We start from the raw sequence: 26,545 nt of genomic DNA, 5'->3' as shown, positions 1-26,545 counted from the left end.
CCGAGGGGGGTAAGGAATTGTATATGGTTACTTGTGTTTGCCTGTTTTCACCGGATTAAATCTGGCGATCGCACAGAGGCTACAGCAGTATAGAGGATACACATAAATATCCCGTAGTTGCACAAAACCTGATGGTAGCAGATTGGCAGTGCGGCCGCTAAGTAGTCGCCTCTGTTTTTCGAGACATTTCAATGATACTACCTACGCATAATATCATCAGAGAATATTAGTCATTGGGTTGAGGAAAATTAAAGCTGTTTCCGAGAATCTTGCTAAAAAAATGTCTACGCCCAAAAAACGCCGTGTCGGGGATTCTGCCTCTGCCTTGCTACTAGAAAACTGCTAGCACCCCCACAGGGTGACAGCCCCTAGTCTTACTTCGTTTTTGACGATCGACTAATTATGTAGAGTTCCATGCAGACCGCACCTTACCATAATCGTAGCGTGTCAAACCACTTTTTACTTTTTGTGTAACTCTTGATCTTCTAGGGTTTGTAGAGGCGGATTTAGTGAGTATCTCTGATAAAAATCACATCTTGCATTATTTTCCATAAGTGTTAGACGGGTGGACTACAAAATCCCAACCCCTACTCCGCACAAGAAAACTCACTATTTGTGGAACAGGTGGAAAACCCTGGCCTTGATAATGGTGCAAAATATCAGATATAAACCAGTTTACCACTGCCAAACCCGCCCTACCCGACGAGGTTAATTTGTACTACGAACCTGCCAGGATTTTCAGGTAAGCTTCTACTGTATTGGACAAGCCCATTTCTAGGGCTTCAGCAATTAAAGCATGACCGATCGATACTTCTAATATATCAGGAATAGAGCAAAATTTAGCTAAGTTTTGCAAATTTAAATCATGTCCGGCATTCACTCCCAAACCTGCTGATTGAGCGGCTTGAGCTGCTAAGACATATTGTTGAAAAACAAACTCTACTCTACCTTCGCGAAAAGCACTCGCGTAGGGTTCCGTGTACAATTCTACTCGGTCTGCTCCAACTTCTTTTGCTAGCGGCATGAGAGCAGCATCTGCGTCCATAAACAAGCTGACTCTGATGCCGTTGTCTTTTAATTTTTCAATAATGGGTAAAAGCCGATCGCGATTTTCGGGAATATCCCAACCGCTATCCGATGTTAGCACGTCGGGAGCGTCCGGGACTAAGGTACACTGAGCCGGTTTTACGTCGCAAACTATATCCATAAATGGCGGCTGAAACGGATTTCCTTCGATGTTGAACTCGACGGTTAGCATTTTGGCTAATTCGTAAACATCGGCAGCTTTGATGTGCCTTTCGTCGGGGCGGGGATGGACTGTAACGCCATGAGCTCCGGCAGCAATTACTGTTTTTGCGGCTTCGGTAACGCTGGGGATGCCGATGTTTCGAGAGTTTCTGAGGAGGGCGATTCTGTTGATGTTGACGCTGAGTTTTGTCACGGGATGTTACTCTTTAAGGTTGATGCTACTATATTAATCGCTTTCGGTACGAAACCTGGAGCCTATTGCGGTAGTGTTGGGGTGTTATCAAAGTAAAAATTAGCTTCTGCAAGGGGCAAGCTTTCTGCAAAAAAAGCCTCCGCTATTTGCTGTTTTGCTGCCAAATCTTCAAGGTTGGCAATGCAGAAAAGCGGTGTGATGCGCTCGACTATTTCCGGCGGAAAGTCTCGGCTGAAATATTTGAGTTCAAAGTCGTATCTGTGGGGACGGTAAATCATTCCCAGCAGTTCGACTAAGGGTAGAAGCGTCCAGTTGTGATAGTTGCCGATCGCATCTACTAAATGTCCGCGATAAATCTCTTTTTTTACTAGAGGTTGCAGCAAATCGAAACGGATTTTAATTTCGTTGAATCTGGCTAGCATTTGGGAAAAATGCTTGTTTGTATCCAAAGGAAGGGCTACAATTAGATTAGCTTTGTCAAAGGCGATCGGCACTTTCCCGTGTCTCTCTATTTCCAGAAAATCGTTGCGGCTGCTGCGCCGAAAAACGGCAAAATCAATTAGCAAAAACGGCGGGGTTTCTTTGAGCCGCCAGAAGCACTGCGATTGACCGTGCCAAGCGGGTTCGGGAACTCGATATTTGAGTTCGATTTCGGCAATTTCGGCGAGGGCTTCTTCAACAATTTCAAAGGTTTCTTCCACGCAGTTATCTTCAACCACAACGGCAATATCGAGGTCTGACCACTCGTCGGTGTATCCGTGGGCTGCTGAACCTCCTTGCCACAAAGCGAGAACAAAATCTAAAGGTTGTAAGGTAGAAACAATCTTTTCGAGAATGATTTGTCTCATGGAATCAAGCTATACTGTTTGTTTTCCCTGGCTTGCACAAGTTTAACAAACGATCGCGTGTTGAGATTGCTCCGCGACAGTTCTCCGAGGAGTTGCTAATGCTTCCGGTTGTGCACTGCTGCCACAAATTACACGGGAATCTGCTAGGGAAAGCCAGAATCTTTGGGAAAGTGCGATCGCCCGCGATTGAAAATCAGCCTTATATTGTCAGAATCAGAAACTTGCCCGCTGTCCGGTAACATGAGAAAGGATTAATTTTTAACAGCGCGGCATGGCTACTATTTGGGAACTCGACTTTTACAGCCGTCCAATCCTAGACGAGCGAGAGAAAAAAAAATGGGAAGTGTTGATCTGCGAAAGCCCGCTGAATGTAGGCGACAAGGCCGAATCTCTGTTTCGCTACTCGCAATTCTGCTCCAGTTCTACCGTGAATTCCCTGTGGCTGGCTGGCGCACTTAAAGAGGCGATCGCCGCAGCACCGAAACGACCCGAAAAAATCCGCTTTTTCCGCCGCCAAATGGGGAACATGATTACCAAAGCCTGCGAGGATTTGGACATTCCCGCCGCCTGCAGCCGCCGCACCCTCGCCCTTAGCCTGTGGCTGGAAGAACGGATGCAAGACGTTTATCCCGCCGAACCCGGCTATCAAGCGGTTGTGAACCCGAGCGTTCAATTTGTACCTGAAACGCCAGTTGCGCTGCCGGATGCTTTAATCGGCGAAAAATGGACGTTTGTGAGTTTGCCGATCGCAGCTTTTGACGAAATGTCCGAGTGGGATATCGGATTTGGCGAAGCTTTCGGACTGCCGATGACACGCCTCGCCCCAGAAACGCAAATTCCGGGACTAATTATCTACTCGTCGAGAGCAACAGCTTTGGCAGGTTGGATGTCAGGTTTGGAGTTGGCTTTTCTGAAATTTGAGAGCGGCCCACCCGCTAGGCTGGTATTAGATACCGGAGCTAATGATCGCTGGATTTTAGCTAATCTCAAAGACGCAGCAACTGAGAGAGAAGCGAAAGGATTTGAAGTCGCGAAAAAACAAGCAAAACAAGTACATTTCTTAGCAATTCAGTCGAATCCCGAATCGGAATCTTTTGCAGGATTCTGGCTGCTGCACGAACTAAATATTTAGTCGCTCGTTGGGCAATAACTGATATCGGGCAGCATTCTCAATCAGATTTAAGCAACCGGGTTTTTTCAGGAAAAATCTCGGCTTTTAGAGCTGAACCGCAGCAAAAAAGTCGGTTTCTGACCCCGCCCAAAAACGGATACCGTGCCACGTAATCCTGTCGTGGAGAGTTCAAAATTTGAGATTATAGTTAAAGCTCCCAGATTCATTTGTGGAGTAAATCTAAAATCTAAAATATAAAATCGACTGACGCCCTTGGCAGGATGCAAACAATCACAAATGCGTAGAATCTTATTATCGCCCATTGCACCAGTTTCCCAAAAGAATCTAAATGTAGGCCCGTGAGCCCAACCCATATCCCGTAAGTCATTGCCAATTCTTTAATCGAAAATCGAAAATCGAAAATCGAAAATGGTATTACCGATCGCCCATTACCAACCATCGACAACAATGACCAATCACCAATCAGCAGAACAACTGTTAGAACTAGCCACCAAAGCAGGTGCAGAAGCTGCTGAGGTATTGGAATCGCAATCGCTCTCACGGCCGGTCTTTTTTGAAGCAAACCGCCTCAAACAGCTAGAAACCGCCCAAGCAGAAGGCATTGCACTGCGGCTGTGGCGGGATGGGCGACCGGGTTTGGCGGTGGCCTACGGGCCTGTGGAACTACAAATTTTGGTGGACAGGGCGATCGCGCTTTCGCAACTCAACGAACCGGAAACCATCGAACTCGGCACCGGTGAAAAAGTTGTTTATCCCGATCGCGGAGTGTCGGTGCCGGCCGAACAGCTAGTAAACTGGGGCAAAGAGGCGATCGCGATCGTCCGCGAAGCCTATCCCGAAAGCCTCTGCACCGCCGAACTCGACTGCGAAATCGAAAGCACCCGCTTGGTGAACACCAGAGGCTTGGATTCCAGTCACACCGACACCACCCTCAGCGGTTACTTATCAGCAGAATTAGTGCGGGGCGAAGATTTCCTCAACATTTGGGAAGGCGAAACCGAACGTGGCACCCTCGACTTAAATACCAGCGCCAGGCGAGTTTTGCAGCGTTTGGAATGGGCGAAAGACAATGTAGCCCCCGCCACGGGCCGCGTGCCGGTGCTATTTACAGCCAAAGCCGCCGATTTACTGTGGGGGACTGTCTGTGCGGCTTTGAACGGCAAACAGGTACTCGAAGGCGCTTCGCCTTGGAACGATCGTTTAGGATCGCAAGTGACATCGCCGCTTGTCACCCTCTCGCAGCAGCCGGATATCGGGCCCTATAGCTGTCCTTTTGACGACGAAGGCACTCCCACTCGGGCGATCGTCTTTATCAACAGCGGAGTGTTGCAGCTATTTTATACCGATCGCACCACCGGTCGAGCCTTGGGCAGTGGCACCACCGGCAATGGATTTCGCCCAGGTTTGGGCAGCTATCCGACGCCGAGTTTGTTCAATGTTTTGATTAAACCAGGTTCGCTTTCGCTAATCGATTTAATCGCTAAATTAGACGACGGAATTGTAGTAGATCAAATGCTTGGCGGCAGTGCTGGAATTTCCGGCGATTTTTCAATAAACGTCGATCTAGGCTACCGAGTCAAACAAGGTCAAATAGTCGGCAGAATCAAAGACACAATGGTAGCTGGCAACGTCTACAACGTCCTCAAACAATTAGTAGAATTGGGAGGAGACTCCGAGTGGAATGGTTCTTGCCACACACCCTCTCTAATTGTAGAGGGATTGTCCGTCATCGGCAAGAATTAAAGTCATTTGGCAGTTGTTAGTAGTCCTCCATCATTAGTTAACAGTTAACAGTCAACAGTCAACAGTCAACAATTCCCAATTCCCACACATAATATGCGTATTTGTTTTATCGGCGATTCTTTTGTAAACGGTACTTGCGATCCCAAATGTCTCGGTTGGACAGGACGGATTTGCGCTGCCGCTTGCGGACAAGGACACGATATTACCTACTACAATTTAGGAATAAGGGGAGAAAACAGTGCCGATATAGAAACTCGTTGGTTCAACGAAGTTTCTGGCCGCTTACCTCACTACACCGACGGCAGAATAGTATTTTCTTTTGGTGTCAACGACACTTACCTAGAAAACGAAAAAATTCGCATAGAAGTTGAGAAATCAATTGAAAATGCCCGCTCTATTCTCACGTCAGCCCAAAATATATTTCCAGTATTAATGGTAGGGCCACCGCCAGTTATCGATACCGATCGCACAAGGCGGATTGCCAACTTATCCGAACAGTTTTCCCAAGTTTGCAACGAGTTAAATGTGCCTTATCTAGATGTTTGCACCCCGTTGCAAAACTCGGAAATTTGGCATAAAGAACTTAGCGAAAATGACCTTGCCCATCCCCGCGCCGCCGGTTACGCTGAATTGGCTAAAATAGTTCACAATTGGGATGGTTGGAAAGCGTGGTTTAAAAATATCAATATATCAGATCAAGAGACAGTCACGCTGTTCCGAGCCGTCGGCAAAAAAGAAATGGAACTGATTAAAGAAAGCGATTTTCTGGCATTTCCGCCACGCTTATCCTTTCAGCCTACTTTTTTCCCCGTAGTTCACAAAGCCTATGCCATACAAATCGCGCGAGATTGGAATACAAGAGATGCAGCATCGGGATATTTCGGCTATGTCACTCGCTTTCGGGTTGCTGCAGAATTCTTAAAAAAATATCCCGTACAAAATGTGGGCAGTTCGATTCACCAAGAATATTGGATTCCCGCAGAAGAATTGGTCGAATTTAATCGCAATATTGTCGGAAAAATTGAAATTTTTGCGGAATATCAACCCTAGAATAGGAGGAAATCCGGCTTAAATTTAATCAGTTTGAAGTGATAAATTTTGAGTGGTACGGCACTCTGAATAGATTGGGCAAGGGGGATATGGCCCGCCCTGAAAAACTTGCTGTCAAATTTGGAAATAGATTTCAGCGATGACGGCTTTTTAGAGCTTTTTGCTGCATGGGAATCCGAACTAGAAAACCAGAATAACCCTTATATAAGATATCGCAATATTTTACACTAAAGAAATAGTGAAAAAGTTCGGTAAGAAATTTACTTTTGCACCGACACAAACAGAAATAAATTGTTTGGTTGATTCTATCAGAAATTGGCAACCATTTCCTGAGACAGTTGCAGCTTTAACAGCACTCAAGCAGAAATACAAACTGCCAGTAATTTCCAATATTGACGATGACTTGTTTGCTGCTACAGCCAAATATTTAAAACTTGAATTCGACTGGTTGATTACGGCGGAAAAAGTACGATCGTACAAACGGTCAACTCGCAACTTTGAAATAGCCCTAGAAACAATGAGAATTTCTACTGACAAACTCCTGCACGTTGCTCAGAGCATCTATCATGACATTGTACCAGCCGCATCCAGGGGAATCTCAACGGTTTGGGTAAATCGCAAACACGACAAAGCAGGATTTGGGGCGACACTGCCGGCCAGCGGCCAGCCAGACTTGGAAGTGCCGGATTTAAAAACACTGATCGAGGCTATAAGATAAAAAAATCGCAGATTGATATCCAATCCCGTAGCATCGGAATTACAGCAGATTTCAGGTAAGTATCGAAGGATTTTTTGCTAAAGTGCGATCGAGTAGACAATTCTCAGGCTATCTACGCTATTTATGCCGTATATAACTATCCCTAAACAACTTAGGGAACCTTCCAGGGTCATCACATCTCAACTTTTTTTACGGCCGAAACGCCTCGCTATTTTTGAAGCTTGTCTGATCGGCTTGGTGGCAGGACTGGCAGGTGTTTTGCTCAAATCAGGGGTAGGATGGCTCGGCAGTTGGCGAGTTGCTACCTCGACAGTAATTCCAGCCTGGATATTGCTTCCTGGCGTCGGTTTATTCGGCGGGTTGCTGACAGGTTTCTTGGTAGAGCGTTTTGCTCCCGAAACTGCCGGCAGCGGGATTCCTCACGTCAAAGCTGCTCTCGGCGGCGTCAATCTTGCCTTAGATTTGCGAGTAGCTGTCGCCAAACTACTGACCACTATTTTAGCCGTTGGTTCCGGTTTAACTTTAGGAAGGCAAGGCCCGACTGTGCAAATAGGAGCATCTTTGGCCGGCTGGATCGGTCACTTGATGCCAACTTCCCCAGACTACCGCCGCCAATTGATTGCTTGCGGTGCTGCGGCGGGATTGGCTGCTGGTTTTAATGCTCCCATTGCAGGAGTTTTGTTTGTAGTTGAAGAACTGCTGCACGACGTGTCGGGATTGACTTTAGGGACTGCAATTATCGCTTCATTTATCGGTGCAGTTGTCTCGCAGCTTTTGGGGGGCGATAGTTTAAATTTGAACCTTCGCGAGTACCCAAGCAGTTTTGAAGCTCAGGAAATTCCATTCTACATACTGTTAGGAGTTTTAGCAGGATTGCTGGGAGCTTTGTTCAGCAAAGGGATTATTGCTACCTTGCAATTTAACAGGCGATCGCTCAAATTAGCTTTGCCCGCGCGAGTGGCTCTAGCTGGTATCATCTGCGGTTCAGTAATAGCTTTTCTCCCAGAAACTTTCCGCAACAATACGGGTTTGCGAGAGTTTCTTCTAACCGGGGAAGCAAGCGGAATAACGAGTTTAATTGCTTTTATAGCTCACTTTTTTCTGACAATTATTTCCGCTGCTTCTGGAGCTCCGGGAGGATTGTTTTCCCCTTCCCTAGTTATGGGTTCTGCACTCGGTCACATGGTGGGCATTGTCCAGGCAGATGTCCTGGGTATCGGTTTGCCGGTAACTTATGCTTTGGCGGGAATGGGAGCGTTTTTTTGCGCGGTTACTAGAGCGCCGATTACTGCGGTAGTAATTGTGTTTGAAATTACGGCGGATTTCAAATTAGTGCTGCCTTTGATGATCTGTTCTGTAGTTGCTTATTTAGTCGCCGAAAAGGTAGACAGTGGCTCACTGTACACTCACCTTTTGGAGTTTAACGGCATTCAACTGACAAAAGCAAAAGCTGCCACCAATACTTTGAGCGACTTGTACGCAGAGGACGTGATGCAGCGCCGAGTTGAAACTCTTTCGAGTTTGCTGACTTTCGATGAAGTGATCCAGGCATTTTCGCGATCGCACCACCGAGGATTTCCAGTAGTTGAAGATGGCAAATTAGTTGGAATTGTCAGTCAAACCGATTTGGCAAATGCCAGCGAGCGCAATTTGTCAGGCAACTCGCTGCTCAAAGAATTTATGACTGTACACCCCATCGCAGTCAAAGCAAAGGATACTTTAAGCGAGGTATTGTACAGGCTCAACAACTACAATATCAGCCGTTTGCCAGTCGTAGAAGGCCGGCGTTTGGTGGGAATTATTACCCGCAGCGACATTATCCGAGTTGAATCCGATCGCCTCAGCGGAGAAACAACCCAGGGCCCGCATCCAGAACCTTCCTATGTTGTCTATCAAACCAGAGCTCCGCAAGTCGGAAACGGCCGCTTATTAGTGCCACTTTCCAACCCCCAAACAGCACCCGCTTTGCTGCGACTGGCCGCGGCGATTGCGCGCGATCGTAATTACGAATTAGAATGCCTGCAAATCATCTTAGTACCGCGCAACAGTTCCCCCTCAGAAAGCGCAGTGCGGACAACTAAAAGCCGCCGCCTGCTGCAACAAGCCGAGCGAATTGTTCGCAATTGGAACTTGCCTGTACACACCCAAATACGGGTAGCTCATGACGTGCCTCACGCAATTTTGGAGACAATTAAGGAGCGCCATATCGATTTAATTTTGATGGGATGGGAAGGCGAAACATCCACTACTGGACGCATTTTTGGTGATGTGGTCGATACCGTAATTCGGCAAGCCGGCTGCGAGGTTATTTTGGTTAAATGGAGCGAAAAAATATTAGCAAGCCGCAAAAAAAATGAGTTTTCCGTCGCTCTTAGCGGGCGGAAATATGCGTCTATAGAATGGGACGTAAATCCCGAAGGAGTTGATGGTACAGATAATCCCACATTGGCGAGATCCTCAGATTCTTCAGCGACTCCTGAAACTGAATTTTCCCCGCCGAATTCCGACATTCCAGCGCCAGAATTGGGACTGCACACGCTGATGGGTTTGCAGCGCTGGTTGGTACCTATTCGCGGCAGTTACAAGCAAGCTGCCGCTTTGCGACTGCTACCGGCTTTGGTGGCTGCGAGTGCTGTACCGGAGATTAAATTGTGTCAAGTTCACCAGCCTTCTGGTGCAGAACCCGATCGCGGCGAATTAAAGCAAGCGGCGGAGTTTATCAAGCGCAGGGTTAGCTGTTCGATAATAGCGACTTCGGTTTGCGCTAAATCGGTTTCTGATGCTTTAATTGATTTGGCTCAGAACGATCAGTGCGATGCGATCGTCCTGGGGGCGAGCCGCGAAGGGCTGCTGAAGCAGGTGATTCACGGGAACATCCCGGAAGCTGTGGCGCGCGGGTGCGACTGTACAGTCATTTTAGTGCGATCGGCCAATTAGTCATTAGTCATTAGTTATTAGTTATTAGTTATTAATTATTAGTCTTGTTCCCTGGCTCTGCCTGGGAATACATACCCGGAAGCTCTGCCTCCGATGCCCAATGCCCAATGCCCCATTCCCAATAAATATGGTTCACTTTAACGTTGCCTTTCAACACTTTAACTCCTTCGCCGACATTACCCTATCCCTGGCAAAAACTTTAGACCAAATTGGCATTCCTATTTCTGTCGAACCTTCGACAATAGCGTCTCACCTCACCCGCAATTCCACACCCGAAGAAAACCACCTGCTAGAGAAGTGGATGAACACCGCACCATCAGATTTATTCCACATAAAATGGTCTCATTACTGGAAACCCTATCTTTTAAAAGAACTCAACGGACATCTCAACTTAGAACTTTTTGCTATCAATTACGAATTCGCCCAAAACACAGATGATTATGATTACTGGATTTACGATGCTGTCAATAGCTTATCCCACAAACTAGCCGTCAGCCAATATTCTAAAAACGTCTTAATAAAAGCTGGATGTCCTGCGACCAAGGTATCAGTAATGCCTCTAGGTTTCAATCCTTTAATCTCGCAACTCTATTTTTCAAGACCGCAAAAGACCCACAAAAATGTAAAGTATATTCTGCACATGACCAATTCTTTTGATTTGTATAGATTTGGCACGGATCTCGCCATTCAAGCTTTTTGGGAAGAGTTTAAAGATGATGCCAACGTACAGCTAATTATCAAAGATGGCGGCAAAAATCCTGATGTCATAGTGGAACATATCGTAAAGCTCGAAAAACAATTTGGCAAGTTAAAGTCAAAAGTTCAGGTCAAGCCTAAATTTTATAATAAAGCAGAACTAGCTGATTTATACTTGTCTGCCGATGCTTTTTTAGCTCCCTTTCGCGGCGAGGGTTTTGCAATTAAAATTTTGGATGCCTTTGCCGCAGGTTTGCCCGTCGCTATGACTATGTACGGCGGCCCGACCGAGTATGCCAATGCTGATAACTGCTATCCTATTGCTTACGATCTAATTCCCGTCGGAAAGTGTTATGATACTCAGTATCTAAAAATCAGAAATGCTCCTCATTGGGCCGAGCCAAATGTTCAGTCTGTTCGCGAACAGTTGCGAAAAATTGTTGAAGATCCGATGCGTTTTCAGGTAGCTCAAAAAGCTAAAGAGACGGCGGATTTATTTAATTGGGAAGCTGCCGCTCAAAAATTGCTAAGATTAATGCGAAAGTTATTTTAGGATCAGAAATTATGGGACTCGAACGCAAAATGTTTAGGGGAATGTTTTCACCGGGGGAGGTAGTACGATTGAAACAGCCTTGTTTTACTCCTGGGCGATTGTTTGAGCCCGGAAAATATAATGCTGATGAGTTGCCGGATATCGCTTTTGAGATGGGTTTGGTAGACCATTTGCCACCAGCCAAAGGCAACAGTTCAGAAAATCTCAATGCCCAGAAGCCGCCCGCTCAAAGCCTTGAGGACTAAACTCCCATTTGCAGTAAGGACTTCAGTCCTAAAAATTCCCGTTTGTAGTAAGGACTTTAGTGCTGAAAATTAAAATAAATAATCAAAGACTCAAGTCCTGACTGCAAAAAAGATAAAGCCAATTTAACCATTTTGCTCGATCTTGGCAATTAACTCTTTCAAAACTTGACTAGCTTTATCGTTCTCAATCTGACAAGTTCCGGCATTCTGGTGCCCACCGCCGCCATATCTTAACATTAACTCCCCAATATTAGTTTTAGAAGTTTTGTTAAAGATTGACTTGCCCACTGCGAAAACAGTATTTTGTTGTTTCAGTCCCCAAAGTACGTGAATCGATATATTGCACTCAGGGAACAAAGCATAAATTACAAAACGATTCCCCGCATAAATCACCTCTTCGTTACGCAAATCCAAAACAACTAAATTATTATAAACTTGGGCGCATCGCTGTATTTGCTCTTTAAATTTTTCTTCTTGCTCGAAGTAGAGGTCTACTCTTTCTTTCACATCAGGAAGCTGCAAAATTTCCTCAATGGTATGATTTTTGCAGTAATCGATTAACTGCATCATTAACTGATAATTGGAAACTGTAAATTCTTTAAACCTTCCCAACCCGGTTCTGGCGTCCATGATGAAGTTTAACAGCACCCATTCTTGCGGATGCAGCACCTCTTCTTGGGCAAATTGAGCGGAATCAGATTTGTCAACGGCCGCCATCATGGCCTCAGAAATATCAGGAAACTTTGCTTGGCCTCCATAATATTTGTACAGTACCCTAGCTGCAGAAGCTGCATAGGGATCGATGATGTGGTTAATTTTGATTTTCTCGTGTCTAAGAGTTTCGCTGAAATGGTGATCGAAAGCTAGATGAACTCCCTCAACATAGGGTAAATTGGTGCTAATATCGTTATTTGTTATTTCGACTTTCCCATCCTGCATATCTTTAGGATGCACGAATTTAATCTCGTCGATCATATCGAGTTCTTTGAGCAAAACGGCACAGACAAGACCGTCAAAATCGCTGCGGGTGACTAATCTGTATTTTTTAGTGAGTGGCATATGCTTCTGTGATAGGGAGGAACTGATCACCAGCTAATATAACGTATTACCCGATCGCTTTCCAATATGAACGCAGACCCTTACGCTTGGATAGAGAAGGCCCTGGACACAGTTCGCCGTGCCGATTGGTATCGATCGCCACTATCGATCGATAGTTGCCCCGGGCCTGTGGTAAAGTTAGCAGGCCACAGGCTGATTAACTTTGCCAGCAACGATTATCTCGGACTTGCCGGCGATGACAGGTTAATTCAAGCTGCTATGGCTGCAACTAACGAATTTGGTACGGGTGCGACGGGTTCGAGGTTGGTCAGCGGACACCGTGATTTGCACCGACAGCTAGAAAAAGCTATTGCTAATTTAAAACAAACTGAAGATGCTTTAGTATTCAGTTCGGGATATTTGGCGAATCTAGGGGCGATCGCATCCGTTGTCGGCAAGCGCGATTTGATATTATCTGACAAGTACAACCATTCGAGCCTGAAAAACGGAGCCACACTCAGTGGTGCAACAGCCCTAGAGTACAATCACTGCAATCTTGAGGATTTAAAGACTAAGCTAGAGCAAAATCGCGCAAGATACCGCAAGTGTTTAATTATTACCGATAGCGTCTTTAGCATGGATGGGGACTTGTGTCCGCTACCGCAGTTGTTGGCTGTGGCCGAAACCTTTAACTGCATGGTATTAGTAGATGAAGCTCACGCTACAGGAGTTTTCGGTGCTAGCGGTGCCGGTTGTGCAGAACATTTCGGTTGTACAGAAACACCGCTGATTCAAGTGGGGACACTCAGCAAAGCTTTGGGAAGTTTAGGTGGTTATGTTGCGGGCTCTGCTGCTTTAATTGATTTTCTGCGTAATCGAGCGGCGACTTGGATTTATACTACAGCATTGACGCCTGCTGATGCGGCGGCTGCTTTGGAAGCTGTGAGGATTGTACAGCAAGAACCAGAACGCCGAGTTCGGTTGCGACAAAATATCGAAACTTTCAAATATTGCGCGATTACCAATCACCAATTACCAATTAGCAATTCCCTTTCCCCAATTTTCAGTCTTCCGTTAAAAAATGCAGCAACAGCTTTAATAGTAGGCGGTAAACTCAAGGACATGGGTATTTTTGCTCCGGCGATTCGACCTCCGACTGTAAGCGTGAGTCGAATTCGGATTTCGCTGATGGCAACTCATGAGCTCGCACACCTTCAGCAGTTGGTAGAGGCGCTGGAGGAAGTTTTGAGTTTTGACTAAATGTTGAGTCCGCCATAAGTACCTTAGCCTTTGGGTAAATGTTGGAAGATGGGCAGAATTTCTACTTCTGCCTTTTGCCTTTTGCAGCTCTAGCTTTCGTCCCTAAGCAGCTCTAGCGTTCGGCCTTTTTTTTTGATTGTCAAGATATCGCTATTGACTTATGACCAATCTTATACAGGAGTTTGGTCGATCGGTCAACAACTGTAAATTTTTTGTAAATTTAGATACTTTTTGGAATTTAGCGCTATATTAGAGAAGTAGCAGGTACACCAAATTTAATATAAGGAACGTCCACCATGAACACAAATCGTCAAAACGTAAAAAAAGTAGCAGAAACCCACCGCGCTAACATTCACAAGCAACTGATGCACCGCATAGAAGTAGCGAGATCCAGTGGGAACCAAGATTTGGTTCGGGTGCTTGAAGAGGAAATGAGACAGCTTTAAACAAGCTGCAACTAGAATTTGCCTGTAGTTTGGTTTAGAGGGTTGTGCGAGAAATGCAGAATTCCGGCAACCGCTACCTGTTAAGTTTTGACTTCTCTCTTAGTTGGTAGGAAAAACCCCGGTTTCTTCAAGAAAGCGGGGTTTTTTATTGAGAAAGAAGAAGAAAGAAGGAAGAAATAACACTCCTAAACGCACAAACTCTATTTGTAGGGTGCGCCTCGGCGCACAGAGCCTCTACCAATAGCCGATTGAACCATTTTTTGCGTAAGTTCGGAAGTCAGAACGAAGAAGGAAGAGGAAAGAACAAGACTTACGCTGGATTCCTTCTGTTTTTACACTATCTGTAGTAGTAAGTTGCGCCTCGGCGCACCCTACTAATAACTACAGGACTAAAAGCCCCTGACACATGGTGAAGGCGTGTTCACGCCCTCACCCATCACCTTAACCAGTCCGAATCACTGACAAGTTGACAGTCGCGACTAACGACCAAACTCAATAATAAGCGCACGAATAACGTACACTAATGTGTGTGCTATTGGTTGGAAAATTGAGCAATTTGCTAGGGAAATCAAGCAATTAACCGGGAGAGACTCTTGCCACTCCCGTCAAGCTAGAATTCAAACAAATCATATTGCTTGTCATGAACTTGTGTGGCGTAGGCGCTCAAAATTTTAGGCAATAAAAATGGTACAACAATAGATCAAATTAAACATGGGCTGCTATTAAGTTATTTAATTGAGCAACTAAAACTTCTTGCTCGATGTTTATTGTCTAATTTTTTGGTGCTGGTACACCGAGCTGTGACAGTTGCGTAAGTCCTAGTAATATTGAAGACGCATTGAGATAGATTTTTATGGTTGACTGTTCAAGGCAGCTTTGCCAAAATTTAAGAATAGTAAAAATAATTAACATAAAAAAGTTGATCTCTATAAAGCCGAACATCGGGTAGCGACTGCAATATCCCAAAAATATATAGGTAAAATTGATGGCGACAGACATCCAACACCAGCCGGAAAACGGCTACCACTCAGAACCAACTCAGCCTTTTCTACGAGAAAATCTCAATGAGCGATCGCTCATGCGCCTGCCGAGAACCCTGAGTCCCCTTGAAACGTGGGGCTTCGGGATGACTGGTCATATCTTGTGGGTTACCATTGCACCTGCAATGCACGCGGCTCTTGGGCCCAATGCCATTTTGGTATGGCTGCCCGCCGTACTGGTGGGGGTAATGCTGAACCTGCAAGTGAAACGCTTAGGGGAACACTGGCCAGAAATGTCCGGCGGAACGCCTAACTATATCACCGGGCTACTGAGCAACTATCCGCTTCTGGGCAGCTATGTAGCGATCGGCTACTTCGCTGGCTGGGCACTATATCCGTCAATAAACGCGATCGTAATTACGGCGCTAATCAAAGCTAACCTAGAACCCTTGGGCATCCCCTGTCCAGAAACGCCGCTAAAAATTGGATTCACACTAATCGCTTATATTCTGGCATTTAGCGGCAGTCGCGCCTTAGCGATACTGCACGCATTTTTCATTATCCCGGCAGTGGGATTCCTACTGGTGTTTAGCATTCAAGGCATAGGATGGTTAGCTCTCTCCCCAGATAGCCCCGGATTTTTCCCCAGCAGTTGGCCAACTTTAACCTTTGTTGACTGGGCCAAGTGGTCATTCTTTGCGGTCTACGGTGCCTGCGCCTGTGAAACGGCTTCCTCGTTTGTCGCCGACAGCCGCCGTCCAACTGAAACTTTGCGGGTTATGAACTTAGCCGCTTGGCTGATTCCACCGGTGTATCTGGGGAGTTCCTGGGTACTGATGCGCTTAGCAACCTCCCCAGGACTGGGCGATGACTCGTTTAATAACCTATTAGCTGCCGCCTCACCATTCTGGGGTCAGTCAGCTTCATTGATCGTCACACTCCTGCTGGCCTCAAGCTGCCTTCTTTGTTCCGCCACTGCGGTTTCCAACTCCCCCCGCATCTTGTACCAACTCGCTCTAGACGGGTACGTTTCACCCGTCTTCGCTTTCATCTCCCGACGAGGCGTTCTCGAACCGGCCCTGGTATTTTCCCTTTTACTCAGTTTGATCGGTCTGCTTTGGGGAGATGTAACCGATATCGTGGTGGTCGGTGGTGCTAGTTACTTGATAATGCTGATGGCATTTTATCTAGGACTGTGGCTGCGGCGAGGCTCGCCACAAGTGCGATGGCCTTGGTGGGCGGCAGGCTTCTTCTTTTTACTTGCAGTTGTTGTGATGGTCGGAGGCTTGAACTGGAGTTGGCAAGACGTAACGATCGGCTTACTGTTGCCTGTGGCTATTTTGGCAGTGGATGCGGCTATTCGTCGCATTTCCTTTGCGCCCTTCCATCGGGCCTGGTGGATGCGGCATTACAGGGCCCGACGCAAGAGCCAGATCGTAGATTTTGTGGCGTTTCAGGTTGTAGTCCTGATTTTGCTAGTCTGTAGCGCCGTCAGTATTGGCTGGGTTTTTAGATCCCAATTAGATGCCAACTCTAGCGTTGGTTCTAATCTTTTGGCAGTGCTGATCTTGACAGTCACTTTTGTCGGGGTGGCTGTTGCCTGCTGGACGAGTTTACCCCAAGTTGTCTCAATGGACGAGGCACGAGAGGCGGCGGAACAACTGTTTGTAATTGCCATAGATGCGATTGTAGTGCTCGATGAAAATGGGATGATTCGTCAGGCTAACCCAGCATCTGAGCGTCTATTTGAGTTAAGTAGCGGTCAATTAATCGGGAGTCACTTGAACAAATTACTCCCCGGATTGGCTTTTGGGCCAGAACGGTGGCCTAGCCGCAGCGAACAAACCCTGAACCTGCCCACTGAAGACTCGCGCATCCTGGAAGTTGCCATCTCAAACCGATTCTCCCAAGAGGCTTCGCTTTCCAATCAAGAGCTACAAGAATATGTGGTGATTCTGCGCGACATTACCGATCGCAAACAAGCCCAAGAAGCCCTACAAAAAGCTAATGAGGAACTAGAAATTAAAGTCAAGGAGCGTACATCTGAACTCAGCCATACTGTAGAGCAATTGCAGAATGAAGTTGAAGAGCGCCAGCGGATAGAAGAAAATCTCAAGGCTATGCAAAATCAGATTGTTGTCCAAGAAAAACTAGCTTCTCTGGGAAGTTTAACAGCAGGGATTGCTCACGAAATCAGAAACCCCTTAAACTTTGTTAACAATTTCTCAGAACTTTCTGCTGAATTAACCGAAGAACTGTTTGAAAAAATCGAACATCAAGCAGAACGTTTAGATCCCGAAACCAGTGAGGATATTGCCGAGTTGTTAACCGATCTTAAAGCCAACCTTAAAAAGATCAATCAACACGGTCAAAGAGCCGATAAAATCGTTGGCAATATGCTTTTGCATTCTCGCGGACAAAGCGGTCAGTGGGAAGCTACAGATATAAATAGTTTATTGACTGAATATATTAATCTAGCCTATCACGGGATGCGAGCCAAGGAACCTGCTTTTAACATTACCATAGAAACCGACTACGACAATGATATTGGCGAAATAGATGTCGTGCCACAAGACATCGGCAGGGTATTTCTTAACATTATTAGCAATGCTTGTTATGCAGCCTATAAAAAGAAACAAGAAATGGGAGCAGAATTTTCACCGCTGCTTGACGTGAGAACTAGAAATCTTGGTGCCACGATTGAAATCCGCATTCGCGATAATGGCCCAGGTATAAAACCCGAGGTACTCGATAAAATATTCAATCCGTTTTTTACTACAAAGCCACCAGCCGAAGGTACGGGTCTAGGTCTTTCTATTAGTCAGGATGTGATAGTCCAACAACATCGCGGAGAACTAAAAGTCGAAACAGAAGTAGGAGATTACACAGAGTTTATCATCATATTGCCCAAAAAAATAGCCGAAATTAAGGAGTTAAAAAAATGAAAGTAAGGGTGGTAGACGACGAGGAAGATATTCAGTCACTGTTCCAGCAGAAATTTAGAAAAGAAATTAAAGCAGGGCAAATTCAATAGGGTAAAAGAAGGCGAAATTAGCTTAAATCAGAAGTCAAAAATAAAATGTAATTAGGTAAAATTAATGGCGACAGACATCCGACACCAGCCAGCAAACGGCTACCATTCAGAACCAACTCAGCCTTCTCCAACAGAAAATCTTAATAGGCGATCGCTCATGCGCCTTCAGCCAACCCTAACGACCCTCGAAACTTGGGGGTTTGGCCTTACGGGTCATCTGCTATGGATTAGTGCTGCACCCGCCATACACGCCGCTCTAGGGCCTCAAGCTATCTTCGTCTGGTTGCCAGCAACAATCGTGGCGATGCTGCTGAACTTTCAGATGCAAAGCTTGGGCAGGAAGTGGCCAGAGATGGCAGGAGGAACGCCCAACTACACAGCGCGGCTGCTGAACAATTATCCCTGGTTAGCTAGGTATGGGGCGATTGGATACTTTTTTAGTTGGTTAGCGGTGACAACGATCAACGCCCTAATCGTCACAGCCCTGATTGAAGCCAACCTGAAACCATTAGGGATTTCATGTCCTGAGATACCCCTCAAAATTGGCTTTACGGTACTCGCCTTTATTGTGGCGTTTAGTGGCACCCGCGCCTTAAGTATCCTGCATTTATGTTTCATTCTACCCGCTGCGGGATTCCTGTTTGTTTTTTGCACTCAAGGCATCGGCTGGTTATTACTATCCCCGGCTAGTCCCGGCTTTTTTCCCGACAGTTGGCCTAGCTTTTCCTTTGTTGAATGGGCAAAATGGTACTTTTTCGCCGTCTACGCTGCTTATGCCTGTGAAAGTTCTGCCTCATTTGTAGCTGATAGCCAACGACCTGGGGAGACGTTGCGGTTTCTGAGCTTTGCGGCTTGGCTGATTCCTGTTCCCTATCTGGCTGGTTCCTGGGTACTGATGCGCTTGGCAACAGAACCTGGATTACAAGACGACACCTTCTTAAACCTATTAGCCGCAGCTAAACTCTTTTGGGGGCCGGGGGGCTCATTTATGGTGACGCTTTTGATCGTCGCGGGCTGCCTCCTAAGTTCCGCCACAGCGGTTTCCAACTCTCCCCGTGTTTTGTACCAACTTGCCTTAGACGGACACCTATCGCCAGTATTCGGTGTTGTCTCCCCACGCGGTGTACTCGGCCCAGCCCTGTTGCTGACTTTCTTGCTCAGTCTGATCTGTCTAGCGTGGGGAGATATAGCGCGTTTAGTAATGGTGTCCGCTACTGCCTTCCTGACCGCCTATATGACAGTCCATTTAGGGCTATGGCTGCGTCGGGATAGGCCAGAAGTGCTATGGCCTTGGTGGTCGGGAGTCTTTTTCCTGGTAGAATCAGTTATCCTGATTGTTGGGGGCTTGGCTTGGAACTGGCAAGACCTGCTGATCGGACTGCTTTTGCCGATCGCTATTTTGGTAGGGGATGCTGCGATACGTCGCATTGCATTTCCCCCCTTCCATCCTGGGTGGTGGATTAAGCTTTATCGAGGTCAGTCCTACAGGATAACTAAAGATTTTGTGGCGCTTCAGGTAGGCATCCTGATCTTTCTAATCTGTAGCACTGCTGCGATCGCCTGGGTGATTAGAGCCACGTTAGATGGACTTCCAGGTGATGCTGCCGATAATCTTTTGATTGTTCTGGTAATAACCGTAGGCTTTGTCGGAGTGGCAGTTGCCTGCTGGACGAGCTTACCCCAAGTCGTCTCCATGAATGAAGCACGAGAGGGAGCAGAACAACTCTTTACCATTGCCCTAGATGCGATCGTGGTGCTCGATGAAACCGGAGTGATTCGTCAGACTAATCCCGCTGCTGAAAGCGTTTTCGGAATCGACACCACTGGGATCTTAGGGCATCACCTGAACAAACTACTGCCCGGATTAGCTTTTGAACCCGATCAGTGGCCCAGTCGCAGCGAACAAGCTCTTAACCTACCCAATCGCGACTCGCGTATCCTGGAAGTTGCCATCTCTGACCGATTTTCTCAAAATGCTTCGCTTTCAAATCAAGGTATGCAAGAATATGTGGTGATTCTGCGCGACATCAGCGATCGCAAGCAAGCCCAAGAATCTCTAGAAAAAGCTAATGAGGAACTAGAAATCAAAGTTGAGAATCGTACATCTGAACTCACCCATACTGTGCAGCAATTGCAGCATGAGATTGAAGAGCGCCAAGAGATAGAAGAAAATCTCAGAGCTATGCAAAATCAGATTGTTGTCCAAGAAAAACTAGCTTCTCTAGGAAGTTTAACCGCAGGGATTGCCCACGAAATCAGAAACCCCTTAAACTTTGTCAACAATTTCTCTGAACTTTCTGCTGAATTAACCGAAGAACTGTTTGAAAAAATTAAAAATCAAGCAGAACGTTTAGATCCCGAAACCAGTGAGGATATTGCCGAGTTGTTAACCGATCTTAAAGCCAACCTTAAAAAGATCAATCAACACGGTCAAAGAGCCGACAAAATCGTTGGTAATATGCTTTTGCATTCAAGAGGACAAAGCGGCCAGTGGGAAGCCACAGATATAAATAGTTTATTGGCTGAATATATCAATCTAGCCTATCACGGGATGCGAGCCAAGGAATCTGCTTTTAACATTACCATAGAAACCGACTACGACAATGATATTGGCAAAGTCAACGTGGTGCCACAAGACATCGGCAGGGTTTTTCTTAACATTATTAGCAATGCTTGTTATGCAGCCTATAAAAAGAAACAACAAATGGGAGCGGAATTTTCACCGCGGCTTGACGTGAGAACTCGAAATCTTGGTGCCGCGATTGAAATCCGCATTCGCGATAATGGCTCAGGTATAAAACCCGAGGTACTCGATAAAATTTTCAATCCGTTTTTTACTACAAAGCCACCAGCCGAAGGTACTGGTCTAGGTCTTTCTATCAGTCAGGATATTATCGTCCAGCAACATCGAGGAGAACTAAAAGTCGAAACAGAAGTAGGAAAATACACAGAGTTTATCATCATATTGCCGCCCAAAAAATAGTCTCAGTTAAGGAGTTAAAAAAATGAAAGTAATGGTGGTAGACGACGAGGAAGATATCCAGTCACTGTTCAAGCAGAAATTTAGGAAAGAAATCAAAGCAGGGCAAATTCAATTTCATTTTTGTCTGTCCGCAGAGGCAGCTTTGAACTACTTAGAAAACCAGGATGAAGCGTCTATTGTCTTGATTTTATCGGATATTAATATGCCAGGAATGAATGGGCTCGAACTGCTCAGGATTCTCAAAGAAAAGTTTCCCGATTTAAAAGTTTTTATGATTACGGCTTATGGAGATGAGAAAAATTACAAAACCGCAATAGCTTATGGAGCTGATGACTATATTACTAAGCCTGTTAATTTTGATACACTCAAAAATAAAATACTTAACTTGGAGTAAATTCACAAGGAAACATATTTAGTAATTTGTAAGGGGTAATTGCTAAGTGAAAGCAGTACCTCAGTCGAGTTAAAATTTCTCGATTGCATTTTCCTTCTGTCCTTCTGGAGCGCTAAATTTTTATGAATTTTAATAGTCACTGAACAATTAATATGTCAGCAAAAATACTGTTCGTGGATGATGAACGAGATTTAGAATCTCTAGTTTCTCAGAGATTTAGAAAAAAAATACGCGCCGAAAAATGGCAGCTTTTTTTCGCCCATAATGGCGTACAAGCGCTGGAAAAATTGGAAGAGCACCCGGATCTAGATATGATAGTGACCGACATTAATATGCCTGAAATGGATGGCCTGACTTTACTCTCTAAACTTAATCAGATAGACCTCCCACTCAAAACAGTAGTTGTATCAGCCTATGGCGACATGACAAATATAAGAAAGGCTATGAACTTCGGTGCCTTTGACTTTCTAACCAAGCCGATAGATTTTCAGGATCTAGAAATTACCATCAACAAAACGCTGCGCGAGGTGCAACAGTTAAAAGAAAACCAGCGCTTGCGGCAATCTGAAGCTTGGGCTAGAGAACAAGCTCAGCATTTACAGCACTGTCTGCAAGACCTAAAAAAGACCCAAGCTAAACTGATTCAGACCGCAAAAATGTCTTCTTTGGGTCAAGTGGTTGCGGGGATTGCCCATGAAATCAACAACCCCGTCAACTTTATCTACGGCAATATTAGCCACGTCAGTGATTATATCCAAGACTTACTGAACCTGCTGCATCTCTATCAGCAGCAGTATACTCCTCCCACTTCTGAGATTCAAACTGAAATGGAAGCCATAGATTTGGAATTTCTGATAGCAGATTTACCCAAAATTTTGGTTTCGATGAAAGGGGGTGTTGACCGCATTCAGAAGATTGTTTTGTCTTTGCGTAACTTCTCAAGGCTGGATGAAGCTAATATAAAGTCTGTTGACATTCACGAGGGAATAAAAAGCAGCCTGCTGATTTTGCATAATCGATTTCAAGCAAGGGCAGCGCGTCCAGAGATTCAAGTGATTGAGGAGTACAGCAATCTGCCTTTAGTGGAATGCTATGCTGGAGAACTCAACCAGGTGTTTATCAACATTATTTCTAATTCGATTGATGCTTTAAATGAGTACCACAAACAACGATCGCTAGATGACATCCTCGCTTGCCCGCTCGCAATTACTATTCGCACTTTTCTGCTAGAGGAAAAATCCCGTGTCGTCATTCAAATTCGGGACAATGGGGTGGGAATAACGGCAGACGTGAAAGACCGTATTTTTGAACCATTTTTTACGACTAAGGCTGTAGGTGAGGGTACTGGTTTGGGCCTCTATATCAGCTACCAAATTATACAGGACAAGCATGGGGGCGCATTGAACTGTTTTTCGGAGGTGGGGCAGGGAGCAGAGTTCTGGATTGAAATTCCAATCAGACAAACGAGGGCGACACTCCACCTTAGCTAATCAATCGACTTTTACCAAACTCAAAGCTATTCCAGCTATCCGGTTTACCCTTGCAGAAATCAGCCTTTTCATTCCTCCTGAAATAATGTATAATTGAATTTAAAAGTATATAAATGTTACTCAGAATAAGTGAATATCAATCAAGGAGGTCAACAAAATGTTGCCTACGACCGAAATAGCTCCCAATATGTCCGCAAAAATATTATTTGTGGATGACGAGCCTGATTTAGAATTTTTAATTTGCCAGAAATTTAGACAAAAGATCCGAACAGGAGAATATCAAGTTTTTTTTGCACACAATGGCGTAGAAGCGCTGTCAACGTTGCGAGAGCAGCCGGATATAGATATTATCCTGACAGATATTAATATGCCGGTCATGGATGGCATGGCTTTGCTAGCGAAACTTAACGAGCTAGTTACTATGGTCAAAACAGTAGTTATATCTGCCTATGGCGACTTGGGAAATATCCGAAAGGCGATGAATGGCGGGGCCTTTGACTTTTTGATTAAGCCTATAAATTTTCAGGATTTAGAAATTACTATTAACAAAACTTTATGCCATGTGCAACAGCTCAAGGAAAACGAGCGCTCCCGCCAAGAAAGAGAGGATAAATTGCGGCAATCGGAAGCGCGAGAGCGAGAAAAAGCCATCCAACTAGAACTGGCACTGCAAAATTTACAGCGCACCCAATCTCAGCTTATTCAGACTGAAAAAATGTCTAGCTTAGGAGAGTTAGTTGCTGGTGTTGCCCACGAAATTAATAATCCGGTTAATTTTATCTATGGCAATTTAACTTATGTCAATGAGTATAGTCAGAAGCTATTAGATTTAATCAACCTTTACGAGCAGCACGATGCCCATAATCACCCGGAAATCGAATTTTTAAGTGAGAAAATAGAGCTGGATTTTATCAAAGAGGATCTGCCTAAAATGCTGGATTCGATGAAATTGGGGACAGAACGTATCCGTAACATTGTGCTGACGTTGCGGAACTTCTCGCGCCTAGAGGAAGCGGAGATGAAACCCGTTAATATTCACGAGGGCATCGATAGCACTCTAGTGATTTTGCAGAGTCAACTCAAGGCTAGGTCGAATTGTCCGTCTATTCAAGTTATTCAAGAATACGGAGATTTGCCACAAATTGAATGTTATGCTGGTCAGTTGAATCAGGTATTTATGAATTTCCTGAGCAATGCCATTTATGCGTTGAATCACTGTGATAAAGAACGCAGCCAGAAGCAAATGAAAAACCAGCCTAGGACGATTACGATTCGTACTTCTATGCTGAATTGCGATTGGGTAAGAATCAGTTTTAAAGATAATGGGCCGGGGATGACGAGTGATGTAATAAATCGGCTGTTTAATCCTTTCTTCACAACTAAGCCTGTGGGTGATGGCACGGGCTTGGGATTATCTATCAGCTATCAGATTGTGGTGGAGAAGCACGGCGGAGATTTGAAGTGTTTGTCGCAGCCAGATCAAGGTGCAGAATTTGTGATTGAGATTCCTGTTAGGCAGAATAATCGGGTAGAGATGAAGGCGAGTTAAGGGGAATTAAACAAAAAAGCAGGGGAAAGTCTGCTAAGTAACCACACAAAATTAATTACATAAAGACTCCTTGCTAGGCAAGGGTTTCAGTAGAAATATTGTGTAATTAATTCTGCACAACTACTTAAAGTCTATAATCGCGATCGCACTTCCTCAATTTCTGTGTAATTTCTGAAGTCTCCCAAACACCGAACGACCTCGCTGAAGCCCTCAATGGTAGATTTTGAGTGGTTTGTCAACTTGTCAGTGTCCGGGAGGGACTGGCAGATGGTGAGGCGTGAGGGCGCGAGCACGCCTTCACCATCTGCCAGTTGCGTAAGTTTTGAACTAATAATTAATGACTAATGACTAATGACTAATGATTATCTTCCTCCGACGACGACATTTTTAATCCGCAAATGGGGGCCCCCGACACTTACGGGCAAACCGCTCTGCCCGCCTTTACCGCAACCGCCGTAAGCATAAACCGAGTCGTTTCCTATCGACTCAATATCCTTTAAAGTCTGAAATACATTGCCGCTTAAAGTGACATCGCTCACCGGTTCAGCCAATTTGCCGTCCCGAATCATAAACCCTTGAGCCGCCGCAAAGGTAAACATTTCGCCGTTGGTTTGTCCTCCCAACATCCGCACTGCATAAACTCCTTCGTCAATGTCCGCAACCATTTCGTCAAAAGAATGTTCGCCAGACTCGATCGCAGTATTAGTCATCCGCACCAAAGGCATAAAAGTAGCGCTCAGAGCTCGGGCATTTCCCGTCGGACTTTCGCCCATTTTGCCCGCAGTCTCGCGATTGTGCATCCGAGCCGCTAAAACTCCATTTTTAATTAAATGCTTGCACTGAGCCGGCACGCCTTCGTCGTCATATTTCAAAGTTCCCGGCAATCCCGGCACAGTTGCGTCGTCAATTACATTTAATTGTTCGATCGCCACAGGCTTGCCCAAAGTCAACAATTCCTGCATTTTCGGGTTTTCGTAAATGCCGTCTGCTTCCGACAAATGCCCGAAAGCTTCGTGAATAAACACCCCCGACAAATAAGGGTCTAAAATCACGGGATACTGACCGCCTTTCACCGATTTTGCCTCTAGTTGGCCCACAGCTCGAACGGCCGCACTCTTAACACGATCTTCAATATTTGTCAAGACATCGTAATCCGATCGCGAGTGAATCGACTCAAACCCTTGGCGGACGACACCACCCTCGCCGCGGGCGATCGCCCCGAAACGCCCGGTCACGTCCAAGCGCTCTTGAGCGATGCAAGTACCTTGAGAATTCACAAAATAAGTAATCCCAAATCTGTCGCTGTAACCGGCCATTGTCGTCTGAATTCGCGGGTCATAATCTAACAGCAACTGATTGTAAGATTCGAGCAATTTCCGCTTTTCGGCTAAAGTAATAGAGCGCGGGTCGCGGCCCAATTCCACCGCTACATAATCTTGAATTGGGGTGACATCTGCTAGTAGAGTTTTTTCACTGCCAACCAAACGAGACTGCACTACAGCTTCTTCAATGCGGTCTTTTAACTCATCTAAACCGTTAAAAGTTACAAAACTCCAGCCGCCTTTGTGACAGGCGCGGATGCCGCCGGCGAGACTAAAACTGCGGTTGACAGCATCTAACTGAGGGCCGCGAAAACTAATCGCAGTTGACTCGCTTTGTTCGAGGCGAACTTCTAGATAATCTACGCGATCGCGGTAAGGGGCGATCGCTTCCATCAACTGTTCTTGCATCAAATTGCCCCTATGAATGATTAGCCGTAGCGCTGAAAAAAATTATTGCTAAACCTATTTTAGCTAATAACTCCCGTCTTTCGGGTGCGCGCTCCCGCACCACATCGGTGGGGGAGCGCGCACCCTACCCGAGCAAGCGAGTCAACCAATTTTAGATTTTAGATTTTAGATTTTAGATTGATCCCGTCGTGAGCCTGCGAAGGAAGGAGTCCGGGGGCTTTTTAGGAAGGATGCAAAGCTTTTTAAAGTCTCTGTCCTGAGTCTGCGAAGGAATGAAT

The 26,545-nt window shown here is 45.6% G+C and carries 18 protein-coding genes; 14 read left to right on the top strand and 4 right to left on the bottom strand.

Going from position 1 to position 26,545, the window contains the following annotated elements:
* Positions 1–718 precede the first annotated feature (718 nt).
* Positions 719–1,441 carry a pyridoxine 5'-phosphate synthase gene (locus tag QT994_RS05330; protein ID WP_333047305.1) on the bottom strand — a complete coding sequence of 241 codons (723 nt, stop codon included), beginning with the start codon at positions 1,439–1,441 and terminating at the stop codon, positions 719–721.
* 62 nt (positions 1,442–1,503) lie between these two features.
* The gene (locus QT994_RS05325) at positions 1,504–2,289 is read right to left on the bottom strand and encodes a nucleotidyltransferase domain-containing protein (RefSeq protein ID WP_333172334.1); all 786 of its coding nucleotides are present in this window, start codon (positions 2,287–2,289) and stop codon (positions 1,504–1,506) included.
* 271 nt (positions 2,290–2,560) lie between these two features.
* On the opposite strand from QT994_RS05325, the gene QT994_RS05320 reads away from it, so the two are divergent.
* The 7 genes from QT994_RS05320 (at position 2,561) to QT994_RS05290 (ending at position 11,363) form a co-directional block, all read left to right on the top strand.
* Positions 2,561–3,421, top strand: coding sequence for a Tab2/Atab2 family RNA-binding protein (locus tag QT994_RS05320; protein ID WP_333172332.1), 861 nt, complete (start codon positions 2,561–2,563; stop codon positions 3,419–3,421).
* Positions 3,422–3,868: 447 nt separating this feature from the next.
* Positions 3,869–5,164, top strand: a complete 1,296-nt coding sequence (locus tag QT994_RS05315; protein WP_333172376.1) for a TldD/PmbA family protein — start codon at positions 3,869–3,871, stop codon at positions 5,162–5,164.
* 93 nt (positions 5,165–5,257) lie between these two features.
* On the top strand, positions 5,258–6,214 hold the full coding sequence (locus QT994_RS05310) for a GDSL-type esterase/lipase family protein (protein ID WP_333172330.1): 957 nt from the start codon (positions 5,258–5,260) through the stop codon (positions 6,212–6,214).
* Positions 6,215–6,509: 295 nt separating this feature from the next.
* Positions 6,510–6,932, top strand: coding sequence for an HAD-IA family hydrolase (locus tag QT994_RS05305; protein WP_445243873.1), 423 nt, complete (start codon positions 6,510–6,512; stop codon positions 6,930–6,932).
* Between the two features lie 123 nt (positions 6,933–7,055).
* Positions 7,056–9,869 (top strand): chloride channel protein, encoded by a 2,814-nt coding sequence (locus tag QT994_RS05300; protein ID WP_333172326.1) that lies wholly within the window; start codon positions 7,056–7,058, stop codon positions 9,867–9,869.
* Positions 9,870–9,996: 127 nt separating this feature from the next.
* Positions 9,997–11,118 carry a glycosyltransferase family 4 protein gene (locus tag QT994_RS05295; protein WP_333172324.1) on the top strand — a complete coding sequence of 374 codons (1,122 nt, stop codon included), beginning with the start codon at positions 9,997–9,999 and terminating at the stop codon, positions 11,116–11,118.
* Positions 11,119–11,129: 11 nt separating this feature from the next.
* Positions 11,130–11,363 (top strand): hypothetical protein, encoded by a 234-nt coding sequence (locus QT994_RS05290; RefSeq protein WP_333047315.1) that lies wholly within the window; start codon positions 11,130–11,132, stop codon positions 11,361–11,363.
* A gap of 123 nt (positions 11,364–11,486) precedes the next feature.
* Here the strand turns inward: QT994_RS05290 and QT994_RS05285 are convergent, their stop codons facing one another.
* Complete coding sequence (locus tag QT994_RS05285; protein WP_333172322.1) at positions 11,487–12,422, bottom strand: exopolyphosphatase; 936 nt, start codon at positions 12,420–12,422, stop codon at positions 11,487–11,489.
* Between the two features lie 66 nt (positions 12,423–12,488).
* Between QT994_RS05285 and bioF the strand changes: the two genes are divergently transcribed.
* The 7 genes from bioF (at position 12,489) to QT994_RS05250 (ending at position 24,537) form a co-directional block, all read left to right on the top strand.
* Positions 12,489–13,661, top strand: coding sequence for an 8-amino-7-oxononanoate synthase (gene bioF / locus QT994_RS05280; RefSeq protein ID WP_333172320.1), 1,173 nt, complete (start codon positions 12,489–12,491; stop codon positions 13,659–13,661).
* A gap of 296 nt (positions 13,662–13,957) precedes the next feature.
* Positions 13,958–14,107, top strand: coding sequence for an arginine synthesis PII-interacting regulator PirA (pirA, locus tag QT994_RS05275; RefSeq protein ID WP_172185012.1), 150 nt, complete (start codon positions 13,958–13,960; stop codon positions 14,105–14,107).
* 985 nt (positions 14,108–15,092) lie between these two features.
* On the top strand, positions 15,093–18,032 hold the full coding sequence (locus tag QT994_RS05270) for an ATP-binding protein (RefSeq protein WP_333172318.1): 2,940 nt from the start codon (positions 15,093–15,095) through the stop codon (positions 18,030–18,032).
* Between the two features lie 153 nt (positions 18,033–18,185).
* Positions 18,186–21,104 carry an ATP-binding protein gene (locus QT994_RS05265; protein WP_333172316.1) on the top strand — a complete coding sequence of 973 codons (2,919 nt, stop codon included), beginning with the start codon at positions 18,186–18,188 and terminating at the stop codon, positions 21,102–21,104.
* Positions 21,105–21,126: 22 nt separating this feature from the next.
* Complete coding sequence (locus QT994_RS05260) at positions 21,127–21,498, top strand: response regulator (protein WP_333047325.1); 372 nt, start codon at positions 21,127–21,129, stop codon at positions 21,496–21,498.
* Positions 21,499–21,650: 152 nt separating this feature from the next.
* Positions 21,651–22,988 carry a response regulator gene (locus tag QT994_RS05255; protein WP_333172314.1) on the top strand — a complete coding sequence of 446 codons (1,338 nt, stop codon included), beginning with the start codon at positions 21,651–21,653 and terminating at the stop codon, positions 22,986–22,988.
* A gap of 157 nt (positions 22,989–23,145) precedes the next feature.
* Entirely contained in the window at positions 23,146–24,537 is a 1,392-nt protein-coding gene (locus QT994_RS05250; protein WP_445243872.1) for an ATP-binding protein, read from the top strand.
* A gap of 362 nt (positions 24,538–24,899) precedes the next feature.
* Here QT994_RS05250 and QT994_RS05245 read toward each other — a convergent pair whose 3' ends face one another.
* Positions 24,900–26,267, bottom strand: coding sequence for a TldD/PmbA family protein (locus QT994_RS05245; RefSeq protein ID WP_333106075.1), 1,368 nt, complete (start codon positions 26,265–26,267; stop codon positions 24,900–24,902).
* Positions 26,268–26,545 lie beyond the last annotated feature (278 nt).

Source organism: Microcoleus sp. S13_B4 (genome assembly GCF_036700885.1).
In the GTDB taxonomy this organism is placed as follows: Bacteria; Cyanobacteriota; Cyanobacteriia; order Cyanobacteriales; family Microcoleaceae; genus Microcoleus.
This window is presented reverse-complemented; position numbering and strand designations above follow the sequence as displayed.

What these genes read in the sequence shown, in the direction of transcription:
- QT994_RS05325 (WP_333172334.1), bottom strand. Translation starts at nt 2,289, where the DNA reads ATGAGACAAATCATTCTCGAAAAGATTGTTTCTACCTTACAACCTTTA.
- QT994_RS05320 (WP_333172332.1), top strand. Translation starts at nt 2,561, where the DNA reads ATGGCTACTATTTGGGAACTCGACTTTTACAGCCGTCCAATCCTAGAC.
- QT994_RS05315 (WP_333172376.1), top strand. Translation starts at nt 3,869, where the DNA reads ATGACCAATCACCAATCAGCAGAACAACTGTTAGAACTAGCCACCAAA.
- QT994_RS05310 (WP_333172330.1), top strand. Translation starts at nt 5,258, where the DNA reads ATGCGTATTTGTTTTATCGGCGATTCTTTTGTAAACGGTACTTGCGAT.
- QT994_RS05300 (WP_333172326.1), top strand. Translation starts at nt 7,056, where the DNA reads ATGCCGTATATAACTATCCCTAAACAACTTAGGGAACCTTCCAGGGTC.
- QT994_RS05295 (WP_333172324.1), top strand. Translation starts at nt 9,997, where the DNA reads ATGGTTCACTTTAACGTTGCCTTTCAACACTTTAACTCCTTCGCCGAC.
- QT994_RS05290 (WP_333047315.1), top strand. Translation starts at nt 11,130, where the DNA reads ATGGGACTCGAACGCAAAATGTTTAGGGGAATGTTTTCACCGGGGGAG.
- QT994_RS05285 (WP_333172322.1), bottom strand. Translation starts at nt 12,422, where the DNA reads ATGCCACTCACTAAAAAATACAGATTAGTCACCCGCAGCGATTTTGAC.
- bioF (WP_333172320.1), top strand. Translation starts at nt 12,489, where the DNA reads ATGAACGCAGACCCTTACGCTTGGATAGAGAAGGCCCTGGACACAGTT.
- pirA (WP_172185012.1), top strand. Translation starts at nt 13,958, where the DNA reads ATGAACACAAATCGTCAAAACGTAAAAAAAGTAGCAGAAACCCACCGC.
- QT994_RS05270 (WP_333172318.1), top strand. Translation starts at nt 15,093, where the DNA reads ATGGCGACAGACATCCAACACCAGCCGGAAAACGGCTACCACTCAGAA.
- QT994_RS05265 (WP_333172316.1), top strand. Translation starts at nt 18,186, where the DNA reads ATGGCGACAGACATCCGACACCAGCCAGCAAACGGCTACCATTCAGAA.
- QT994_RS05260 (WP_333047325.1), top strand. Translation starts at nt 21,127, where the DNA reads ATGAAAGTAATGGTGGTAGACGACGAGGAAGATATCCAGTCACTGTTC.
- QT994_RS05255 (WP_333172314.1), top strand. Translation starts at nt 21,651, where the DNA reads ATGTCAGCAAAAATACTGTTCGTGGATGATGAACGAGATTTAGAATCT.
- QT994_RS05250 (WP_445243872.1), top strand. Translation starts at nt 23,146, where the DNA reads ATGTTGCCTACGACCGAAATAGCTCCCAATATGTCCGCAAAAATATTA.
- QT994_RS05245 (WP_333106075.1), bottom strand. Translation starts at nt 26,267, where the DNA reads ATGCAAGAACAGTTGATGGAAGCGATCGCCCCTTACCGCGATCGCGTA.